Genomic DNA, 21,706 nt, shown 5'->3' with positions numbered 1-21,706 from the left:
GGTTGCGGACATCTCTGGCCAATACGACGCAGTATCCGTGGGTGGCGCGCATTTCTGCGGCTTGCGGTCAGACGGTGCAATCGACTGCTGGAGCAGCGCATACACAGGACAGACAGAGGCCCCCACTGGCCATTTCATCGACATCGCATCAGCAGGATCAAGCACCTGTGCAGTTGGTGCAGATGCAAGTGCAGTCTGCTGGGGCTCTGGGAGCACCCCCGAGACAACTCCAACGGGTCCCTTTGTTGAAGTGGCGACAAACGACACCATGTCGTGTGGTTTGCGAAATGACACGACGATTGCCTGTTGGAGTCCCCAGTTCTTCGCTCCCACTGATACTCCTGACGGAGGAATACGGGCCAAATCTGCCAGCGGTTCGAGGGCGACCTGCCACCTGTCTTCAAGCGGCAGAATCTCCTGTTTCGGAGACCTTGCAGGCCCACCAGCCGAGATTCTCTACCCCCCTTCAGGTCAGTACGTAGACTTATTCATGGGATCGCACTATGCCTGCGCATTGCAAGCGGATGGTGACGTGGTTTGTTGGGGAGAACACGGCTGTTCCGATCGCGAGTGTCTTGAACCGATGCCGATATATGGAGAGGCACCCTCGGGCATTTACGTTCGATTCCCTGATATTGATGTCTCCCGTGGGGTGGTTGATGGGATTTGCGCCTTACGAGAAGACAAACGCGTTGTCTGCTGGAATCACGATCTACCCGATCTCCCATCAGGAGAATTCGACACGCTTTCGGCAGGGGCCCAGCACTATTGCGGCCTGAGGCCTGACCAGACGGTGGATTGTTGGGGCGGGAACAGTCATGGTCAGACCACTTCCCCTACCGGCCGATACGCAGAAGTAGTCGCCAAGGGCGAATTCTCCTGCGCTCAGCGACTTGATTGGTCAGTGGCGTGCTGGGGCCGAGGATTCGAAGACATGCCCAACCAGTCTGAGAGTTCGTTTATGCGGATTGTCGGCAGCGAGGCTCAGATTTGCGCGTTGAAATTCGACGGAAGCAAAAAGTGCTGGGGATCAGACAGCGAGTCGCCATTAGACGATGGCCTAGCACCTCCCAATGACGACACTTATATGGTGATCTCAGCCGGATCCAGCCATGGTTGTGGTCTGCTGGCGGATGGGACCGCCGAGTGCTGGGGGGACAACACCTACGGACAATCAAGCCCACCCGCAGGTCGCTTCACGTCACTTGCTGCTGGCTCGTTTCACACTTGCGGCATGCGGACTGACCAAACGGTCGAATGCTGGGGAATCCAGTCAGTTCTTCGCGTTGAGTAGATCAACCCGCCGCCATGGGCATCGACCTCGACGAGAACGGAGAGATCGTCGGCCTGAGCTGACTCTGAACTCCTGCCCCAGACTCAGCACTGCCAGACCTGGGTGGAGGACACTTGGTCATAAGGAAGATAGTCTTAATCGACCTCAGGGTGCCTCTGGGGGAAAGGGGTGTTTATGGCGAGGCGGGAACGTTTGACCGTGCCGATGGTGCGGGACAACGGGAGCTTGCGGGAAGCGACGTGGGACGAGGCTCTTTCACGGGCCGCGACTGGGTTCAACCAGGTGCTCGAACAGCATGGACCCCAGGCGTTCGGGATGTTCAGCTGCTCCAAGGCCACCAACGAGATGAACTACATCGCCCAGAAGTTCATCCGCACGGTGGTGGGCTCCAACAACATCGACTCCTGCAACCGAACTTGACACGCTCCTTCAGTCGTCGGTCTGGCGACAGTGTTCGGAGCGGGAGGGGGCACGAGCTCCTATCAGGAGATCGAGGAGGCCGACCTGATCCTCCTGTGGGGGTCCAACGCCCGCGAGGCCCATCCCATCTTCTTCCATCACCTGCTCAAGGGCATCGACAACGGTGCCCGCATGTACTGTGTCGACCCCCGCTACACCTCCTCGGCCCAATTCTCCGACGTGTGGGTGGGCATCGACGTGGGTACCGACATCGCCTTGGCCAATGGCATCGGCCGGGAAATCATCCACGCCGGTTTGGCCAACCAGGACTTCATCGACCACTCCACCCAAGGATTTGAGGCCTACGCAGCCTCGGTGGAGCCGTTCACCCCCGACGCGGTAGCCGCCATCTGCGGCATCCCCGCCGAGGTGGTGGTGGAGATGGCCCACGCCTACGCCACCGCTGATACCGCTCAAATCTTGTGGACCCTGGGCATCACCGAGCACCACAACGCGGTGGACAACGTGCTGTCGCTGTGCAATCTGGCTCTGCTTACCGGCCATGTGGGTCGGTGGGGCTCAGGGCTGGTGCCGTTGCGGGGTCAGAACAATGTGCAGGGCGGCGGTGACATGGGCGCTATCCCCAACAAGTTCCCCGGTTTCGCCGGCGTGGACGACCCCGACCATCGGGCCCGGTTCGAGGCCGCCTACGGCCGGGAGCTCAACCCGGTGCCCGGTTGGCACCTCACGCTGATGTTCGAGGCTATGGAACGGGGCGACCTGCGAGCGCTGTACGTGATCGGCGAGAACCCTGCTGATTCCGAGGCCGATGTGGCTCACGCCCGGGCCCAAATGGAAGGCCTGGATATCTTGGTGGTGCAAGACATTCTGATGACCCGCACCGCCGAGATGGCCGATGTGGTGCTGCCCGCCTCTGTGGCTTGGGCAGAGAGTGAAGGCACCGTCACTTCCAGCGAGCGTCGGGTTCAGCGGGTGCGGCCCGCGGTTTCGCCCCCCGGTCTGGCCCGCCACGACATCGACATCCTGTGCGATATGGCCGAAGCCATGGGTGCCGAACTCGGCCCTCGCGACCCCGAGGCCGCCTGGAAGGAGCTGCGCTCTCTGTCGGACATGCACGAGGGCATGAGTTGGGAGCGACTGGAAGCCGTTGGCGGCCTGCAATGGCCCTGCCCCAACGAGGATCACCCCGGCAGTGCCTTCCTCCACGGCTGGCTCTGGGCCGATGATCTGGAGGGCCGCGACCCGGCACCGTTCTCAGTGCTGGAGCACGAGGGTCCCACCGAGGAGTTGAGCGACGAATTTCCCCTGCGGCTCACCACCGGACGGGCGCTGGACTCTTACAACACTGGGGTGCAAAGCGGGAACTACGACTCGCCGCTGCGGTTTGCCGGGTTGGACTTGAATCCGACCGATGCCGCTGAATTGGGCATCGCCGACGGCGACCGGGTGCGAGTGTCCTCCCCTCGGGGATCAGTGGAGATGAATGTCCGGCTGGTGTCGAGCCTGCCGACAGGGTTGGCCTTCACCACATTGCACCACCCTGAGTTGATCGACGTAAACGTGCTCACCAACCCTGACTGGGACCCGAAATCCGGCACCGCCGAGTTCAAGGCGGCGGCGGTGCGGGTAGAGCTGGTCGATGCCCCGGAGACCGCGGGGGCCACCGTTGGCTGACCTCCACTTCGGCGACGACCAGCCCACCGATGCCGAGTTGGCCGCCATCGACGCCATCGTCCCCGAGGCAGACGCGGCCACCGTCACCGAGACTGAACGGGTGGTGCGCGGAGGTCGCAGCCGGCGCCAGGGACTGCGCCATCTGCTCCTGCCGGTGTTGCACTCGCTTCAGCATGAAATCGGCTGGATCAGCCCTGGCGGATTGAACGGTGCGGCCAAACGGCTGGGAGTGCCGCCCGCCGAGGCTTATGGCGTGGCCACGTTCTATGAGCTGCTGCGCACAACCGACCCCGGACACCGTGACGACGTGGTCCACGTGTGCGTCGACCCGTCGTGTGCTCTGGCCGGCAACGAAGAGCTGCGGGGGTCGCTGGAGGCCAGCGGGGCCAAGGTCCACGACAGCCCGTGCCTCGGTCAGTGCGAACGCGCCCCTGCGCTGTTTGTCCAGGGAGTAGGGCGACCCGACCGGGTGCCGGCTGACGATGACGAGGACTTCCGTTTGCCCCAAGCAGGCGACCCAGGACTGCGGGTACTCAGCCGAGTGGGTGTGGTGGATCCCACCTCCTTGGATTCCTATCAGGAACACGGCGGCTATCAGGCATTGGCCTCTGCCATCGAAGTAGGGCCTGATGCGGTGATCTCGGCCATCTCCGACTCCGGCCTGTCGGGGCGAGGCGGGGCCGCGTTTCCCACTGGCATCAAATGGCGGGCCGTGGCCGACGAGCCCGGTCCGGACAAGCACGTGGTGGCCAACTGCGACGAATCAGAGCCCGGCACCTTCAAAGACCGCATCATCTGCGAGCACGACCCTTTCGCGATCATCGAGTCGATGACCATTGCCGGGCTGGCTACTGGGTCTCCCCACGGGTGGATCTACATCCGAGGCGAATATCCCCGAGCTACCGCCCGACTAGAGGAAGCCATTGCCCAAGCCCGGGCCGCGGGCTTGTTGGGGGATGACGTAGTCGACAGTGGTCAGCGATTCGACATCGAGCTTCGCCGGGGGGCAGGGGCCTACATCTGCGGTGAGGAAACCGCGCTGTTCAACTCCATCGAGGGCTTCCGGGGCGAGCCCCGCAACAAGCCTCCCTTCCCCACCACACATGGTCTGTTCAACCAGCCCACCGCCATCAACAACCCCGAGACCCTTGTCAACGTGCTCGACATCGTGGTCGACGGCCCCGACGCCTACCGCTCGGTGGGCACCGAGCGCTCCCCTGGCACCCGGCTGTTCTGCCTGTCGGGCCGAGTGGGAGTACCCGGACTCTATGAGGTGCCGTTCGGGACCACGCTTGGGGAACTGCTCGAGTTGGCCGGAGGGGCGGTGGGTTCGCTGGCCGCGGTGTTGCTGGGAGGCGCGGCTGGGGTGTTCGTCGGCCCTGACGCTTTGGATATGCCTCTCACCTTGGAGGATGCCCGGGAGGCAGGGGCCACCTTGGGGTCAGGCGTGGTCACCGTGTTCGACAGCACCGTGGACATGGAGGCGGTGGTAGTTCGCATTGCCGAATTCTTCCGGGACGAGTCGTGCGGCCAGTGCGTCCCCTGTCGGGTCGGCACCCAGCGCCAGCACGAGGTGCTGGTAGAGCTGCAAGCCTCCGGGCGGGCGTTGGCGCCCCAGCGAGCCGAGCTGATCGACGACATGGCCCTGGCCATGGTGGACGCTTCCATCTGCGGGCTGGGCCACACCGCGGCCTCCGCCGTGCGCTCCGCGATCGATCTAGGCCTGATAGGAAATAGATCGTGAGCCCTGCTGTCACCGAGACCGCAGTCACCATCCGGGTGGACGGCCAAGAGGTGGCTGTGCCCGAAGGAGCCACCATCCTGGATGCCTGCGACGCCGCGGGCATCGATACTCCCACCATCTGCTACGGCCCCACCCTCACCCCGGTAAACGTGTGCCGGGTGTGTGTCGTGGAGCTGGACGGCAGCCGAGCCCTGGTTCCCTCCTGCTCTCGTCCGGCTGAGGAAGGCATGGTGGTGCATACCGACAGCGAACGGGTGCGCCACAGCCGCAAGATGGTGATCGAGTTTCTGGCCACCGGGGTCGATGTATCCCAGGCCGACGAGCTGGGCCAGTGGGCCGAGCACTACGGGGCCGACCCTCACCGCTACGTCCCCGGCGGCGAGACCATGAACGAGCCGGTGCGGGTGCAGGACAACCTCTACATCCGCGACTACGACAAGTGCGTGCTGTGCTACCGCTGCGTGGAGGCCTGCGGCGACGACGCCCAGCACACCTACGCCATCTCGGTGGCCGGCCGGGGCTTCGGCGCCCGCATCTCCACCGAGTTCGACGTGACCCTTCCCGACTCAGCCTGCGTGTACTGCGGAAACTGCGTGGCCGTGTGCCCCACCAACGCCCTCCAGTTCAAGACCGAGTTCAACCTGCGTGAGGCCGATGACTGGCGCCCCGAGGACCAAACCGTGACCCAAACCGTGTGCTCCTACTGCGGCGTGGGCTGCAACCTCGAACTGCATGTGCAGGACAATCAGATCGTCAAATGCACTTCCCCCGACGATCACGACGTCACCCGAGGCAACCTCTGCATCAAAGGCCGCTTCGGCTGGAACTACGTGTGAGATTCCCCCCTTCCGAATCACATTGCGAACGTCCTTCAATTACCAATCATCACAACTAAGTTGGGGGCGATGACTGCTATCAAACTCGACGGCGAAATGCTGTCAGCTGAAATCAAAGAAGGCCTGCGCGAGCGGATCGCCGCGCTGGCCGAGAAGGGCGTGACCCCGGGATTGGGGACGCTGTTGGTGGGCGACGACGGGCCGTCGGCCAACTATGTGGCCATGAAGCACCGCGACAGCGAGGAGCTGGGAATGGGTTCTCGGGAGGTCCACCTCCCTGCTGATGCATCCCAGGAAGAGGTCGACGCCGTGGTGGACGACTTCAACGCCGATCCGGCAGTTGACGCCTACATCATGCAGTACCCCTTCCCCGACCACCTCGACTACGAGACGGCCCTGTTGCGGGTAATGCCCGAAAAGGATGCTGACGGCCTCCACCCGGTGAATCTGGGGCGGCTGGTCCAGGGGGTGGATGCCCCGTTGGCCTGCACGCCGCGGGGCATTCAGCTCATGCTGGAGCGCTACGAGATCCCAATCGCCGGCCAGCACGTGGTCATCATCGGGCGGGGCCTCACCATCGGCCGGCCGTTGGCCAACTTGTTGTCGCTGAAGCGGCCCAACGCCAACGCAGCGGTCACCGTGGTTCATACCGGGGCGGGCGACATTGCTCGTTATACCAAGACCGCCGACATCCTCATCGCCGCGGCCGGGGCGCCCCGCATGGTGAAGGCCGACATGGTCAAGCCCGGCGCAGCGGTGGTGGCCGCCGGGGTGAGCTTTGCCGACGGCAAGCTGGTTTCGGACGTGGACGACGATGTAACCGAGGTGGCGGGCTGGCTTTCGCCTCGAATCGGTGGGGTGGGACCGATGACCCGTACCATGCTTATGGCCAACACCGTGGCCGCCGCCGAGCGGGCCGTGGGCTGAAGACCCACGACCAACATCAACAACCAGAAAGCACCGACATGGCCGACGCCTACATCATCGACGCAGTTCGCTCCCCTATGGGCCGATTTGGCGGAGGACTGAGCCACCTGCACCCGGCCGACCTCGGCGCCAACATCCTGAGCGGTTTGATCGACCGCACCGGCGTGGACCCAGGTGCGGTGGACGACTGCATCATGGGCTGTGTAGGGCAGATCGGCGCCCAGGCGTTCAACGTGGCCCGCAACGCCTGGCTGTCGGCCGGGCTTCCCGAGCACGTCCCGGCGGTGAGCATCGATCGCCAATGCGGTTCGTCACAGCAGGCCGTCCATTTCGCCGCCCAAGGCGTCATGTCGGGCACCCAAGATCTGGTGGTGGCCGGCGGTGTGGAGGTAATGAGTCTCATCACCCTCAACAGCCAGGGCGACGTGGGACCTGATCTGGGCATGCGCTACCCGTTCGACGGCGACGGCTGGGCCGAGCGCTTCGGCGACGAGGAGGTCCACCAGTTCCGGGGCGGCAACCTGATTGCCGAGCGGTGGGATGTCACTCTGGAGGACATGAACAGCCTCGCCCTGCGCAGCCACCAGAATGCGGCCCGGGCCTGGGAAGAGGGCCGGTTCGAGCGTGAGGTGCAAACAGTCGGCGAATGCAGCCGCGACGAGGGCATCCGACCCGACACCTCGATGGAGAAGATGGCCAAGCTGCGCCCCTTCTCCGAGCACGGCCCGCTGACCGCGGCCAACTCCAGTCAGATCACCGACGGATCGGCTGCGCTGCTCATCGCCTCCGAGAAGGCGGTGGCTGAGCACGGCCTCACTCCCCGGGCTCGAGTCCACACCATGGCGGTGGTGGGCAGCGATCCGGTGCTCATTCTCACCGGCCCCATTCCGGCCACCACCAAGGTGCTGGAGCGAGCTGGCATGGGGCTCGACGACATCGACCTGTTCGAGTGCAACGAGGCTTTTGCCTCGGTGGTGCTGGCCTGGGCCAAGGAGACCGGCGTGGACATGGACAAGGTGAACGTGAACGGCGGGGCGATCGCCCTAGGCCATCCGCTGGGGGCCAGCGGCGCCCGCATCATGACCACCCTGCTCAATGAGCTAGAGCGCTCTGGTGGCCGTTACGGACTCCAAACCATGTGCGAGGGCGGCGGCTTGGCCAACGCCACCATCATCGAGAACCTGGCCGCGTAGCCAAGAAAGCTCACAGAGAGATCCCCGAGGAGACAGCTAAGACAATGGGCATCCACATCGACCACATCTCATTGCTGGTGAAAGACCTGGTTCAGGCTGAAGAGGACTGGCGCCAGATCCTCGAAGTGCTGGCCCCCGGCCACACCATGAAGGTCACCCGAGGGGCAGGGGCCGACGACATGGATGGCACCCCCATGGAGTGGGTTACGTTCCAGAACCCAGATCCCACCGGCGTGTCTATCCAGCTCTGGTCGCCGGCTGAGGCCGGACATTGGCCCGACAAGGTGCTGGCCAAGCGAGGCGAGTACGTCCACCACATCGCCTTCTGCTCCGACGACTTCGACACCATGATCGACGGCGTGCGGGAAGCCGACATCCCACTGGTAATGGACGAGCCCAGCAATCCCGACAGCCAGCCGTGGCTCAAGTGGAACTTCATCCCGCCCGACAAGGCCCACGGCCCGCTGATCGAACTGGCCACCCGCTACCTGTCGGTGGGCGACGAGTGGCTCCCCCACCCCGACAACGCCGAGAACCAGCCTTTAGCCGACGAGCTCCACGACCGTTTCGCCGGCTAGCAGAACGCCCAGCGCAATCAAGAGATGACCGACTTTCCGGTGGCCATCACCATGCCGGTGGAGGACGGCCTGTCGATCGGATGGCTGACTGATCTCGTCGTTCATGCCGAACAGGCTGGGATCGACACTGCCCTAGTGGGCGAGGTAGCCGGTCCCGAGGTGTTTGCCACCCTGGGGGCCATGGCCGCCCGCACCGAGCGCATCAGATTGGGCTCGGGCATCGTGGCCGCCTATACCCGCTCCCCCGCCCTCACCGCCATGGGGTTCGCCACCCTGGCCTCGCTGGCCCCAGGACGGGTGGTCGCCGGCATCGGGGCCAGCAGCCCCATCGTGGTGGGACGCTGGCACGGCAGAGACTTCGAGCAGCCTCTGGCCACCGTGAGGGAGTTCATCGCGCTGCTGCGAGCCGCCCTAGCTGGCGAGAAGCTGAATCACGATGGCCCCCGGTTCCGGTCCAAGGGTTTCCGGCTCGATTTGCCCGCGGTGGACGTGCCCGTCTGGCTAGGAGCCATCAACCCCCGGATGCTGGCATTGGCGGGTGAGATCGCCGAAGCGGCGTTCATGACCTGGTGTCCGCCGTCGGAAGTAACTCCCAAACGCGAAATCGTCGATGCCGCGGCTGATGAAGCTGGACGCGAGCGGCAAGACGTCACCACCGTGCTGTCGTTTTGGGCTTATGCCGGCCCCGACCCTGAGCAAGCCCTGGAGCGGATGCGGCGTCAGGTGCTGGCCTACTCCATGGTTCCCACCCACCAGCCTGCTTTCGTCGGCACGTTCGAGAACTTGCCCGAAGTCGCCGAGGCCTGGCAGAAGGGCGACCGGGCCGCAGCCCTTTCGCTGGTTCCCGACGAGGCCGTGCTGGCCCAATGCGCCCTCGGGCCCGACATGCTGGCTGAGCGAATTGACGCCTATAGGGCGGCCGGGGTCGACCTCCCCATTGTGCTGCTCACCGGCGCCCACGTCGGCGACGACGTCGGCCCACAGGCCACGGTGGACGCCCTGAGGGAGATTGCCAACCCCTGAGGGGCCGCCTTCATAAAGTGCCGACCATCGACCCACGCTCTTAGTATCCCCCCATGACCAAATGCGACGTTGTCGTCATCGGCGCTGGTGCGGCCGGGCTGAGCGCTGGAGCCCTTCTGGCCGCTGAAGGCAAATCGGTCACCCTTCTGGAACGCTCGCCATTCCTGGGTGGCCGTGCCCTGGCAGCTGACGACGATGGCTTCAAGGTGAACTTGGGCGGACACCTCATCGAAGACCCCGGGTCGGGCCTGACCAAGGTGTTCGAGCACGTGGGTAAAGAGCTGATCCACGGCGAGGTGTCCCACGACATGCCGATCTGGGACAACGACACCCAAACGTGGGGGTCGATCCGCGACCGCTACCCCGACAAGACCGAGGTGAAGAAGGTCATCAAGGCCATCACCGAGAGCACATGGGACGAGCTGGAGGAATGGGACGACCGCCCCATGCGGGAATGGCTGGCCCAGCACACCTCTGACCAGGGGGTATACGACCTCTACGAGTTCATCGCCGTGCTGGAGTGCATGACCGACGAATGGTACGACCATTCGGCCAGCGACAACCTGTGGGTGCGCAAGATGCACTACGAGGAGCGGCACATGGCCGCCTACTCCTGCTGGCCGGGCCAGGGCTGGGACGGCATGTGGCAGGACCTGGCCGACGGCTTCACCGAACACGGCGGCGAGCTGCGGATGCAGACCCCGGCCGGCCGCGTGCTGATCGAGAACGGAGCCGTGGTGGGCGTGTCCATCCCCCATGAGCCCAAAGTGCCCGTCGACTACGACGTCGGCGAGGTAATCGAGTGCGACGCGGTGATCTCCACGCTGCCGGTGTGGAACGTGTTCAACGTGGTGCCCGAGTGGGAGCTGCCTGAGTGGTACACCAGCCAGATTCGCTATCTGGCCCAAGACCAGTATCGGGTGACCATGCTCAACCTCTACTTCGCCACCGAGGAACCGGTGACCATGTTCGACCCCCGGGAGCTGGCTACTTGGCTAGCCACCCCCCACAGCCCGACGCCGGGCTACATGTACGACCAAGCGGCCATGGACCCCAACGGCATTCCCGATGGGCTCCACCTGTACTGCACCGGGGGCATCGTTCCCGGCTCCCGCGGGCGGGACCGGCGCTACATCGAGGACATGTACAACCGCCTCGAGCAGGGTCTGTACGTGATGTATCCCGGCCTGGCCGAGCACGTGTGGAAGAGGCGCTTGTACGTGTTCGACCCCGCTTTCGGCGTGGCGCAGAAGCCCATGCTGGTGGGCAAGTTCCGACCTCATTGGCGAGCCCCCACCGTCGACGGCCTGTACTTCGCCAGCGAGACCTTCCGCAGCCGAGGCATCGGCACCGACCGGTCGGCCCGGGCCGCCCTCACCTGCGTTGAGGACATCTTGGGCCGCCGCATCCCCACCTTCGGCGACGGCTGGCGCTATTGAGCACGGCCAACTGACAGACTGATTGAGCAGAGCAAGGAGCGAATAGCAGATGGAGTTCACCCTCACCGACGAGCAGACGATGTTCCAAGAGATGGTCCGCAACTGGGTCGAGAAGGAATGCCCCAAGGATGCGGCCCGCGACTACGAGGCCCAGGAGTTCGAGTACCCGTTCGAGCTGTGGGACAAGATGTCCGAGGCCGGGTTCCACGCCATCGGTCTGCCCCCCGAACTGGGTGGACAGGGCGGCGATGTGGTCACCCAGATGATCCTCACCCGAGAACTGGCCCGCTCGCTGGCCGGGCTGACCTGGATCTTCGGCATCTCCTCGTTTTGCGCCAAGTCGATCAACAAGTTCGCCTCTGACGTGGCCCGCGAGGAGCTGATCCCCCAGTTGGCCGAAGGCAAGCTGCGGGTGGCCATCGCCGTCACCGAGCCGTCGGGGGGCACCGACCTCATGGGGGCCATGCGCACCCGGGCCACCAAGGTGGACGGCGGGTGGAGCATCACCGGCCAGAAGATCTGGTCGACCGCGGCCCACGTGTCCGACTACCTGTTCTTGATGGCCCGCACCGAGGACATCGTCGACAAGCCGGCCCGGGGGGTCACCCTGTTCTTGGTGAAACAGCCTTCGGAGGGCTTGGAGTGCCGCCAAATCCCCAAGGTGGGCATGAAGTCGGTGGGATCGTGCGAGGTGTTCCTCGACGACGTGTTCGTGCCCGACGAGTACGTGGTGGGCCAGCCGGGCCAGGGTTTCTACCAAATGCTGTCCACTCTCAACAACGAGCGGATCATGGTGGCCGCGTTGTGCACCGGAATCATCGACGGCTGCATCGAGGAGGCCATGAGCTACTTGATGGAGCGGGAGGCCTTCGGCAAGAAGATCGGCTCGTTCCAGGTGTGGCACCAGAACCTGGCCGACATGGCCATGATGCAGAAGCAGGCCGAGCTGATGACCTACTACGCAGCCTGGAAGTCGGAGTCGGGCGAGGACTGCGGCCGTGAGGCCAACATGGCCAAGGTGGTGGCCTCGGAGTACGCCGGCAAGTGCTCTGACATTGCCATCCAGGTGCTGGGGGGCATGGGCTACGCCCTGGAGACTCACCCTCAGCGCTACTGGCGAGACAGCCGCCTGTATCGCATTGGGCCCATCACCAACGAAATGGCCAGGAACAGCATCGCCGAGACCTTCGGGCTCCCACGCAGCTTCTAGTGGCCAGGCCATTGGACAACCGGGTGGCGCTTATTACCGGCGCTGGACGCGGCATCGGGTTGGCGGTAGCGGCCCGTTTGGCCCGGGATGGCGCCGCCGTCGTGGTGAACGATCTAGACGGCGACGTGGCCCAGGAGGCAGCAGCCGCTATTGCCGGCGCGGGTGGAAAGGCCATTGCGGCACCCGGCTCGGTGGTCGACCATGACGACATCGAGGCGATGTTGAACACCGCCCAAGACTCATTCGGCCGGTTGGACATCCTGGTCAATAACGCCGGCATCACCGCCGATGCCATGGCCCACAACATGACCGACGAGCAGTGGAACCTCGTCTGCGACGTGGCCCTTACGGGCACGTTCAACCTGTGCCGAGCGGCCTTCCCCCTGCTGCGGGGCAGTCGCGACAACCCGCCAGGCCATCACCGCAAGGTGGTGAACATGGCGTCCATCAACGGCATCTACGGAATCGCCGGCAACGTCAACTACTCCGCAGCCAAGGGCGGGGTGATCGCGCTCACCAAGTCTCTGGCTCGGGAGTGGGCCCGTCACCGGATCAACGTCAACGCGGTAGCCCCCGGCTACATAGCCGGCACCCGGCTCACCGGAGCTCGCGACGATGACACCGGCCTGGGCATCCCCGAGGCGATCATCGAGCGCATCGAGGCCCAGATCCCCATCGGGCGCGCTGGCACCCCCGAAGACGTGGCCGGGGCCTGCGCTTGGCTGGCATCACCGGACTCCGACTATGCAACTGGGCAGGTGATCGAACTCCACGGAGGACGAGAGATGGTTGAGCTGTTATGAGCGCCGAGAAGCTGTCCACTCTTGAGGACGCGGCTGCCCTCGTTCGCGACGGAGACACCGTGGCCATTCAGAACATGGCCACCCAGGCCGCGCCGATGGCACTAGTGCGAGAGTTGATCCGCCAGGGCCGACGGGATCTCGGGGTGGTCTGCTTGGTGGGCGGCATCTCGGTGGACTGGCTGGCCGCCGCCGGAGCCATGAACCGCCTCATCGGCGCGGCCGTGTCAATGGAGCAGTTCGGTCTGTGTCAGCGCTACCGCAAAGCAGTGGAGGCAGGCGCAATCCGAGTGGAGGAGCTGTCGGAAACGGCGCTCAATGCCCGGTTGGGGGCAGGGGCTCGCAACCTGCCGTTCTTGCCCACCCGGGGACTGATCGGCACCGACCTGATTGACCTGAACGACAACCTGCTGATGCTGGATGACCCGTTTGGCGGGCCATCGGTGGTGGCCTGCAAGGCGCTGGTGCCCGATGTGGCCCTGGTGCATGCCCACAAGGCCGACCGATTCGGCAACATCGGCTACGAGCCCACCGCGCTGTGGCCCGATCTGGGGATCATGCCCAAGGCTGCCACCACGGTGATCGTCACCGCCGAGGAGATCGTGGACTCCGAAGTGCTGCGGGCCAATCCCGACCGCACCGTGCTGCCAGGCTTCATGGTGGACGCGGTGGTCGAGGCGCCCTTCGGCGCCCACCCCACATCGTTCTCTCCCCGCTATGGCTACGACACCGCCATGCACCTGGAATGGATCGGCGCAGCCCGCGACGATGAGGCAGTGGCCGGATTCATGGAGAAATACGTGACCGGTCCCGCCGATCACGCTGCCTACCTAGAGGCGGTGGGTGGAACTGAGAGGCAAGCCGCCCTAGGGAACTGGGAGCAGACGTGAGGGTGTTCGTTGGCGGGAGATTGTCCGGGTGGAAGACATCGGAAGGAACACGATGAGCGACTGGCGCAACAGCCCCCCGGCCGAGGACTGGACCATCGACGAGTTGATGATTGCTCGACTGGCTGACTGCTTCGCCGACGGCGACCAGGCCTGCAATGGCATGGCCTCGTTCGTGCCGGTCAGCGCCTTCTGGCTGGCCCGACTCACCCATGCCCCCGACCTGGTGTGGCTGGCTGGGGCGGTGGGACTTGAGCCCCGGCCCGACCGGGTCCCGGCCTCCACCCTGGAAGCCCCATTGTGGCGTGACTCCATCATGTACGTGGAGCAGTACGGCGACTTCTGGAACTTCGCCCTCAACGGCCGGTGGCTCACCAAGTTCTGCGTGGGGGCCGCTCAGCTCGACCGCTACGGCAACGGCAATAACTCGGTGATCGGCGCTGACTACCACAATCCTCGGGTGCGCCTGCCGGGAACCGCCGGTTTGGGCGATATGGGCTCGATCGGCAAGGCGCTCTACTACTGGAACCCCAACCACAACCCCCGCTCGCTGGTGGAGAATGTGGACTTCGTCTCATGTGCTGGGTACTTGGGGGGCGGTTCCGAGCGGGCCGATGCTGGGTTGGAGGGCGGACCGGAGCTGGTGATCACCAACCTCTGCGTGCTGGACTTCCACCCCGACACCCGCCACATGCAGGTGGCATCGCTACACCCTGGAGTGACCTTCGAACAGGTACAGGAAGCCACTGGCTTCGAGCTGCCCGCACCAGAGGGGCCGATACCCACCACCGCGGTGCCCACCGCAGAGCAAGTGCGCCTGATCCGCGATGTCATCGACCCCGACAACATGCGCCGCCGGGAATTCGGCGGATGAGAGACCACACCGCATCGCGCCACTCCGTCCGAACAAGCGACAGGAACAGCGGATGAAGGATCTCGAGATCGGCGTTCCGGGCCAGATCATGCCCCCGGCCCACCGGGCGGTGGAACTGGGCCAGCGGGCCGAGGCCGATGGATACGACGCTCTGTGGTGGCCGTGCCATCTGATGGGCTGGCACCCCGATTCGATCTGGACCCCGGACATGAGTCCGCTGGCCGCCGTACAGCCCAGTGGCCATGTGTACTTCGATCCGCTGGTGATGATGGGCGCAGTAGGAGCCCAGACCGAGACCATCAAGGTGGGGGCCGTCGTCACCGACCTGATCCGCCGCCACCCGGCCATGGTGGCCAACATGGCCCTCACCCTCGACCACCTGACCCAGGGCCGGGCCATCTTGGGTTTGGGCTCGGGCGAGCGAATGAACGTGACCCCCTATGGCATGGACTTCGACCGCCCGGTCGGTCGCCTGGAGGAAGGCATCGAGATCATACGGGCGCTGTGGGGAGCCGATGGTCCCATCAACTACGAGGGCAAGTTCCATCAGCTGAAAGACGCCGTACTGGGCCTGTCGCCCTATGGGGACACTCCCCCACCCATCTGGACCGCGGCCCACGGTCCCCGGATGCTGCGCATCACCGGTCGGCTAGCCGACGGATGGCTTCCTACGAAGCTGGCGCCCGAGGTCTACGCCGACTCGTTGGCGACGATCCGCCAGGCGTCGGTGGAGGCGGGCCGAGACGCAGAGGCGGTCACCCCTGGCTTGCTGGCCTACGTGCTTGCCGCCCCCGACGAGGCCACGCTGCGGCTCATGCAAGAAGCACCCTTGCTGCGGGCCATTATGGTGATGCTGCCCCCACAGATTTTCCGCGAACTCGGGGTGGAACCCCCCGAGGGATTCCACGACCTGATCCCCGCGTCGGTGCCTCGGGCACAGGCCGAGGCCATCATCGACGGCATCCCCCCCAAGGTGGTGGACTACTACTGCTTCTGCGGCACCCCCGAGCAGATCGCCGAGGAGGTCCGCACCTACTACGACGCCGGTCTGCGCCACTTGATCATGTGGAACGTCACCGCCTTCGGCGACCCCGAGTTGGCCGGATGGTCATTCAAGGCCATGCGCGAGGTCAAAGACATTTTGAGAGGCAGCGGATGAGCCCCCTAGAGACAGTCAAGGACTACTTCGCGGCTCTCAACGCCGAGGACTGGGAGTTCATGGCTTCGGTGCTTCATCCCGAGCTCGACCTGATCCCCTCCGGGTCGCGGCCCCGCATCGGATCCGACAAGGCCATCGCCATGTTCCAGAAGATCTTCGAGCGATTCCCGGTCCACCAAGACAATCCCACCCGATTCCTGGAGTCCGGCAGCACTGTTGTGGCGGAGATCACCTTCAACGGCACCACGGCCGATGGCACCGAGGTGGCTTTCGACGCCGTAGACATCTTCGACGTGGAAGATGGCCGCATCTGCCGCCTCTCCCAGTGGTTCGACACCGCTGCGTTGGCCTCCATGCTAGAAAGTTGAATCACTTCTAAAAGCCCGCGCCGAAGTAGCTCTGCCCTCCCGCAGCGCCCAGAGTGAACGCCATGCGCAACCCGGCAATCGAGGTAACCGGACTGCGCAAGTCCTACGGCGCGCACGAAGCAGTCGCCGGCGTTGACCTCCACGTGGAAGAAGGCGAGATTCTGGCCTTCTTGGGGCCGAACGGCGCGGGCAAGACCACCACGGTCGAAATTCTCGAAGGCTTCCGGACCCGAACTGCCGGAGAAGTCTCTGTTCTCGGCCAAGATCCGGCCAGTGCGGGCCTGGATTGGCGGGAGCGAATCGGGATCGTGTTGCAGGAGTCCCAGCCCGAGGAGTATCTGACAGTCGCCGAAACGGTGATCATGTGGGCTGCGTACTTCCCCGCCCCTCGCCCAGTGCAAGAGGTGATCGAGCTGGTGGCCTTGACGGACCACCGCGACCAACGGGTCGGGCGCTTGTCGGGAGGTCAACGTCGCAGGCTTGATCTGGCCTTAGCGCTGGTGGGAAACCCCGAGCTGCTGTTCCTCGACGAGCCCACTACCGGATTCGACCCGACCGCCCGTCGGGAGGCGTGGGCCATGATCGACGGCCTGCGCGACTTGGGTGTGACCGTTCTGCTCACCACCCACTACATGGACGAGGCCCAGAACCTGGCCGACCGGATCTCAGTGATCGCCGCCGGAAAAATCATTGCCAGGGGCACGGCCGCAGACCTGGCTGAGGCGGCATCGCTGCAAACCCGGATCTCGTGGAATGCCCAAGAGGTGCCTTTGGACGAATTGCCCGACCAGCTTCGAGCCGCGGCAACGGTGCTTGATGTGGCGGGCCAGCCTGGGGACTCAAGCCCCCGCACAGCTGAGGGCCCCACCAGACTTGCCATTCTCACCAACGAGGTCACCGACACCGTTGCCGCACTGTTGCAGGTAGCCGGGCGGCTGGGCCGCAAGATCGAGTCGCTGGAAGTGCAGACCCCAACACTGGAAGACACCTACCTGGCGTTGATCGGCGAGGCCGACCGCGCCGGAGGGCTAAACCGATGAACACTCGGGGACTCCAGCAGCTGGCGACTCAGACCCGCTTCGACTTCGTGCTGCTGTGGCGCAACCCATTGGCCAGCTTTTTCACCGTCGTCCTGCCCCTCATCTTCTTGTTCGTGCTCACCGCTCTCTTCGGCAATGACTTGGTCACCCCGGTCGGCCCGAAGCTGGCCAGTCGCTTTGTGCCGGGCATCATCGCGTTGTCGGTGGTCCAAGCCTCCTTTGTGAATCTGGCTATCGTCACGGTCTTTCGCCGGGAGACGAGCATTCTCAAGAGAGTGCGGGGCACCCCAATACGTCCCTGGGTATTCATGGGGGGCCTGGTTGCCACCGCCTACGCCGTTATCGCCCTGATGGCGGTGCTGATGGCGTTGATCGGCTGGGCGGTCTACGACGTGGATCTGTTGTGGAAGACGGTTCCCAGCCTGATCGTGACCTTGATCATTGGGGGCGCAGTGTTCTGTGCCCTTGGGTTGGCATTCACCAACCTGGTTCCCAATGAGACGGCCGGCCCACCGTTCCTCAACCTGGTCGTCTTGCCGCTTTACTTCGTCTCTGACGTCTATGTGCCAGCCACTGACGAAACACCCCAGGCAATCACCCTGATCGGCGACATATTCCCCATCAGGCATCTGGCGGTGGCCCTGCAAGGGAGTTTCGACCCCCTCAGCGACAAGTCGATTTGGCCCGTGACCAACTGGCTGGTCATGGTGGCGTGGGGTGTGGCCGGTGTCCTCATCGTCACCCGGTGGTTCCGCTGGACTCCCCGAAGCTGACGCGCTGAGATCCCGATGGTTCCGCTGGACTCCCCGAGACTGACGGGTTGAGAATTGAGCCCAACATGTCCTCGGTAGTGGTTGTCGGGTCGGGGGCTGCCGGATTGACCGCCGCGGTGGCCGCGGCCCAGTCGGGAGCCGAGGTGACTGTGGTGGAGCGAGCGCCGGTGCTGGGCGGGACTACCGCGCTGTCGGGAGGTTTGGCCTGGATGCCGGCCAACCGGCTGATGGCCGCTGAAGGAGTGGACGACTCTCTTGCCGAGGCCCGCGAGTACTTGCAGGCGCTGTGCCTAGGGGATGTGGACGACGAGCTATTGGACTACTTCGCCGATCAGGCACCCGCAGTGGCCGATTGGCTGGATTCGACCACCGGGCTTTCGTGGCAAACGGTCCCCTATCCCGACTACCACCCCGAGCTACCGGGCGGAAAACCAGGCCATCGCCCCCTGGAGCCCCAGCCCCGCCGGGCGTCGCCAGAGCTCGACCAGCGCATCCGCACGGCACCCAATGTGACTGCCCCAATCACGTACCGGGAACTGGCCACCGGTGACTTCGACCGTGACAACATAGCGGCCCGGACCCGCAGCGGCGTGATCACCATGGGCCGATCGATGATCGCCTCTTTGGTAGAAGCTGCCGAAGCCTTGGGGGCAGCAATACTCACCGGCGTCGGCGTGGACGGTTTGGCGCAGTCAGGCGGCAAGGTGAACGGCGTGCGGATCGGCCCTGACGTGATCACCGGGCGGGTGATCCTGGCCTCCGGTGGATTCGAGCGCGATCCCGCCTTGGTTCGGGCGTTTCTGCGAGGGCCGATGACCGGACCGGTAGGCGCCCCCGGCATGGACGGGACTGCGCTGCGCTTGTCGCTAGCCGCCGGGGCTGAGTTGGGCAACATGGCCGAGGCGTGGTGGTGTCCGGCCATGACCGTGCTCGGAGAAGCCATCGACGGCGAGCCATTCCACCGGCTGGTGCTCACCGAGCGCGCTCGGCCCCGGTCGCTGATGGTGGACTCACGGGGACGGCGGTTCGCCAACGAGGCCCGCAACTACAACGACGTAGGCCGGGCCATGCAGGCCTTCGACCCCACCGGGTTCCAATACCCGGCGGCCACCGCCTGGCTGGTATTCGACTCCGGCTACCGCCGCCGCTACCACCTGGGGCCGCTCCGCAGAGACGGCCCTGATCCGGAGTGGCTGCATCGAGCCGACAGCTTGGACGAACTAGCCACCGCTATCGGCGTAGACAGCGAAGAGCTAGCTGCCTCGGTAACCCGATTCAACCATCTGGCCGTCACCGGAGACGACCCCGACTTCGGCTGGGGCCGCTCCATCTACGACCGCTTTGTCGGCGACCCGACGGCCCCCCACCCCACGCTCGGCCCGCTTGAAGAGCCGCCGTTCTACGCCGTTCGCCTCCATCCCGGTTGCCTCGGCACCAAGGGAGGCCCCCGAACCGACATCCATGGCCAGGTCCGCCACCAAGATGGCGGCCTCATCGAGGGGCTCTACGCGGTGGGCAACGCCGCCGCCAGCCCCCTCGGCGCGGCCTACCCCGGCGCAGGCGGCACCATCGGCCCAATGCTGGTCGCGGCCCGCGCCGCCGGCACCACGGCAGCCAGCTAGCGTGGCCAGCGGCAGATCGGCTGCCACCGAGTTAGGACCACGACTTCCCATGTCTGATGCCAAGAGTCAGCGACCCAGTGCCGAGCATGACCAGCGGGTGAAGGACGACTGGGACGTACTGGCCCACTACTACGACAGCCGCCACAGGGATGCCGGCAATGACTGGCACCGGAACCTGGTGCTACCGACCACTCTTAACCTGCTGGGCGATATCCAGGGCAAACGAGGCATCGACCTCTGCTGCGGCAGCGGCGTCCTGGCTCGCCAGCTCGTCGAACTCGGGGCCCAAGTCACCGGAGCCGACCAGTCAAAGACTTTCCTAGAGCTTGCCGAGCCGTATGACCGCAGCACAGAAATCGAGTGGCTCTGCTTCCCGCTGGCTGAAACAGCCGACCATGTCGAGCCGGGCTCGTTCGACTTTGTGACATGCACGATGGCACTCATGGACATCCCGGCCAGCGAAGACCTCTTCACCGCCATCGCCCATTGCCTGAAGCCTGGCGGCGTGGCGGTGGTGGTGACCATGCATCCGGTGTTCAAGAACCCCAGCAACCTGCAATTCACAGTCGAAGGAGAACTGGCCAGCGAGGACCAACGTGAGGGAATCATCATCTCCCACTACCTCACACCGATGGCCCAAGAAGTCGTCGGGATGCCCGGTCAACCCCAAGAGCAACTCAACTTCCATCGGCCCATCTCCCACGAGCTGAACCTCGCTTTCGATGCCAGCCTAGTGGTGGACGGCTTCGCCGAGGTCACCAAAAGCGCCCTGGAAGAACCGCCCACTCAACACACCGACTTCTACATCCCGCCAAGCCTCGAAGACGAAATCCCCGTCCTGCTAGGCCTCCGCTTCAGACCAGCACCCTGGTAGGCAGGTTCGAAGTCTCAAGTTCTGTGGATATGTGGAAATAACTGTGGATTCCAGTCATTTCAATATCTTTCAATATACCCAGTAGGTCGGAGCCTGACCACTAGGATTGGCCGGGATGGGGAAGATCGTCTTTGGCGACAACCTGCCGGTGCTGCAGAGCTTGCCCGACGCCAGCGTCGACCTCATTTACGTTGACCCGCCTTTCAACACCGGTAAGCGGCAAGAGCGCGAGCGGTTCAAGACCATTCACGACGAAACCAACGGCGACCGAACTGGCTTCGCCGGTCGCCGCTACCAGACGATCCGCCTTGGCAAGTCGGGCTATGACGACGCCTTCGACGACTACATGGAATTTCTCGCCCCCCGATTCGAGGAAGCCCACCGGGTCCTAGCCGACACCGGCAGTTTCTTTCTCCACATCGACTACCGGGAGGTCCACTACTGCAAGGTGCTGCTCGATCAGATCTTCGGCCGGGACTCGTTCATGAACGAGATCATCTGGGCCTACGACTACGGAGCCCGCTCCAAGAAGAAGTGGTCGGCCAAGCACGACAGCATCCTGTGGTACGCCAAAGACCCTGCTGACTACACGTTCAACTTCGACGAGATGGATCGAATCCCCTACATGGCCCCCGGTCTGGTCGGCAAGGAGAAGGCCGCCCGGGGCAAGACCCCCACCGACGTTTGGTGGCACACCATCGTGAGCCCCAACGGCAAAGAGAAGACCGGCTACGCCACCCAAAAGCCCCTCGGCGTCCTCGAGCGCCTGGTGAAGGTCCACTCAAGACCAGGCGACCTCCTGCTCGACTTCTTCGCTGGCAGCGGCACCCTCGGCGAAGCCGCCGCCAAACACGGCCGCGACTACCTCCTCATCGACAACAACCCCGAAGCCATCCAAGTGATGATCCGCCGCCTCGCACCCACCAACCCCACCCTCATCGACTGCGACGCGCTCCTCGAAACGTCATAAA

Annotated in this window: 19 protein-coding genes; all 19 read left to right on the top strand. The window is 64.5% G+C overall.

Annotated elements, in window-relative coordinates:
• Window positions 1-1,468 precede the first annotated feature (1,468 nt).
• Window positions 1,469-3,388 carry a molybdopterin-dependent oxidoreductase gene (locus tag OXG30_14930; GenBank protein MCY4136183.1) on the top strand — a complete coding sequence of 640 codons (1,920 nt, stop codon included), beginning with the start codon at window positions 1,469-1,471 and terminating at the stop codon, window positions 3,386-3,388.
• Entirely contained in the window at window positions 3,381-5,132 is a 1,752-nt protein-coding gene (locus OXG30_14925; protein MCY4136182.1) for an NAD(P)H-dependent oxidoreductase subunit E, read from the top strand. Before OXG30_14930 ends, OXG30_14925 begins: the two co-directional genes overlap by 8 nt.
• Complete coding sequence (locus OXG30_14920) at window positions 5,129-5,968, top strand: 2Fe-2S iron-sulfur cluster-binding protein (protein MCY4136181.1); 840 nt, start codon at window positions 5,129-5,131, stop codon at window positions 5,966-5,968. The genes OXG30_14925 and OXG30_14920 overlap by 4 nt, the downstream gene beginning before the upstream one ends.
• A 69-nt stretch (window positions 5,969-6,037) precedes the next feature.
• Entirely contained in the window at window positions 6,038-6,895 is an 858-nt protein-coding gene (locus tag OXG30_14915) for a bifunctional 5,10-methylenetetrahydrofolate dehydrogenase/5,10-methenyltetrahydrofolate cyclohydrolase (protein ID MCY4136180.1), read from the top strand.
• Between the two features lie 38 nt (window positions 6,896-6,933).
• Window positions 6,934-8,088 (top strand): acetyl-CoA C-acetyltransferase, encoded by a 1,155-nt coding sequence (locus tag OXG30_14910; protein ID MCY4136179.1) that lies wholly within the window; start codon window positions 6,934-6,936, stop codon window positions 8,086-8,088.
• Between the two features lie 44 nt (window positions 8,089-8,132).
• Entirely contained in the window at window positions 8,133-8,666 is a 534-nt protein-coding gene (locus tag OXG30_14905) for a VOC family protein (protein MCY4136178.1), read from the top strand.
• Between the two features lie 24 nt (window positions 8,667-8,690).
• The gene (locus OXG30_14900; GenBank protein MCY4136177.1) at window positions 8,691-9,689 is read left to right on the top strand and encodes an LLM class flavin-dependent oxidoreductase; all 999 of its coding nucleotides are present in this window, start codon (window positions 8,691-8,693) and stop codon (window positions 9,687-9,689) included.
• 53 nt (window positions 9,690-9,742) lie between these two features.
• Entirely contained in the window at window positions 9,743-11,128 is a 1,386-nt protein-coding gene (locus OXG30_14895; GenBank protein ID MCY4136176.1) for an FAD-dependent oxidoreductase, read from the top strand.
• Between the two features lie 49 nt (window positions 11,129-11,177).
• Window positions 11,178-12,338 (top strand): acyl-CoA/acyl-ACP dehydrogenase, encoded by a 1,161-nt coding sequence (locus OXG30_14890; protein MCY4136175.1) that lies wholly within the window; start codon window positions 11,178-11,180, stop codon window positions 12,336-12,338.
• Window positions 12,338-13,141, top strand: a complete 804-nt coding sequence (locus OXG30_14885; GenBank protein ID MCY4136174.1) for an SDR family oxidoreductase — start codon at window positions 12,338-12,340, stop codon at window positions 13,139-13,141. Before OXG30_14890 ends, OXG30_14885 begins: the two co-directional genes overlap by 1 nt.
• Window positions 13,138-14,028 (top strand): CoA transferase subunit A, encoded by an 891-nt coding sequence (locus tag OXG30_14880; protein MCY4136173.1) that lies wholly within the window; start codon window positions 13,138-13,140, stop codon window positions 14,026-14,028. Before OXG30_14885 ends, OXG30_14880 begins: the two co-directional genes overlap by 4 nt.
• Window positions 14,029-14,080: 52 nt before the next feature.
• A complete protein-coding gene (locus OXG30_14875) occupies window positions 14,081-14,899 on the top strand; it encodes a CoA-transferase subunit beta (protein ID MCY4136172.1) in 819 nt (272 codons plus the stop codon).
• A 52-nt stretch (window positions 14,900-14,951) separates the two neighbouring features.
• The gene (locus OXG30_14870) at window positions 14,952-16,058 is read left to right on the top strand and encodes an LLM class flavin-dependent oxidoreductase (protein MCY4136171.1); all 1,107 of its coding nucleotides are present in this window, start codon (window positions 14,952-14,954) and stop codon (window positions 16,056-16,058) included.
• Entirely contained in the window at window positions 16,055-16,426 is a 372-nt protein-coding gene (locus OXG30_14865; protein MCY4136170.1) for a nuclear transport factor 2 family protein, read from the top strand. Before OXG30_14870 ends, OXG30_14865 begins: the two co-directional genes overlap by 4 nt.
• A gap of 62 nt (window positions 16,427-16,488) precedes the next feature.
• The gene (locus tag OXG30_14860; protein ID MCY4136169.1) at window positions 16,489-17,466 is read left to right on the top strand and encodes an ABC transporter ATP-binding protein; all 978 of its coding nucleotides are present in this window, start codon (window positions 16,489-16,491) and stop codon (window positions 17,464-17,466) included.
• A complete protein-coding gene (locus OXG30_14855; protein ID MCY4136168.1) occupies window positions 17,463-18,239 on the top strand; it encodes an ABC transporter permease in 777 nt (258 codons plus the stop codon). Before OXG30_14860 ends, OXG30_14855 begins: the two co-directional genes overlap by 4 nt.
• A gap of 47 nt (window positions 18,240-18,286) precedes the next feature.
• Complete coding sequence (locus OXG30_14850; protein ID MCY4136167.1) at window positions 18,287-19,861, top strand: FAD-dependent oxidoreductase; 1,575 nt, start codon at window positions 18,287-18,289, stop codon at window positions 19,859-19,861.
• 49 nt (window positions 19,862-19,910) lie between these two features.
• Window positions 19,911-20,735: a class I SAM-dependent methyltransferase gene (locus OXG30_14845; protein MCY4136166.1), complete on the top strand. Its 825-nt coding sequence runs from the start codon at window positions 19,911-19,913 to the stop codon at window positions 20,733-20,735.
• A gap of 115 nt (window positions 20,736-20,850) precedes the next feature.
• Window positions 20,851-21,705, top strand: coding sequence for a site-specific DNA-methyltransferase (locus OXG30_14840; GenBank protein ID MCY4136165.1), 855 nt, complete (start codon window positions 20,851-20,853; stop codon window positions 21,703-21,705).
• The last annotated feature ends 1 nt before the right edge of the window (window position 21,706 follow it).

The organism is bacterium, assembly GCA_026708015.1.
Classification (GTDB): domain Bacteria; phylum Actinomycetota; class Acidimicrobiia; order Acidimicrobiales; family Bin134; genus Poriferisocius.
This window is presented reverse-complemented; position numbering and strand designations above follow the sequence as displayed.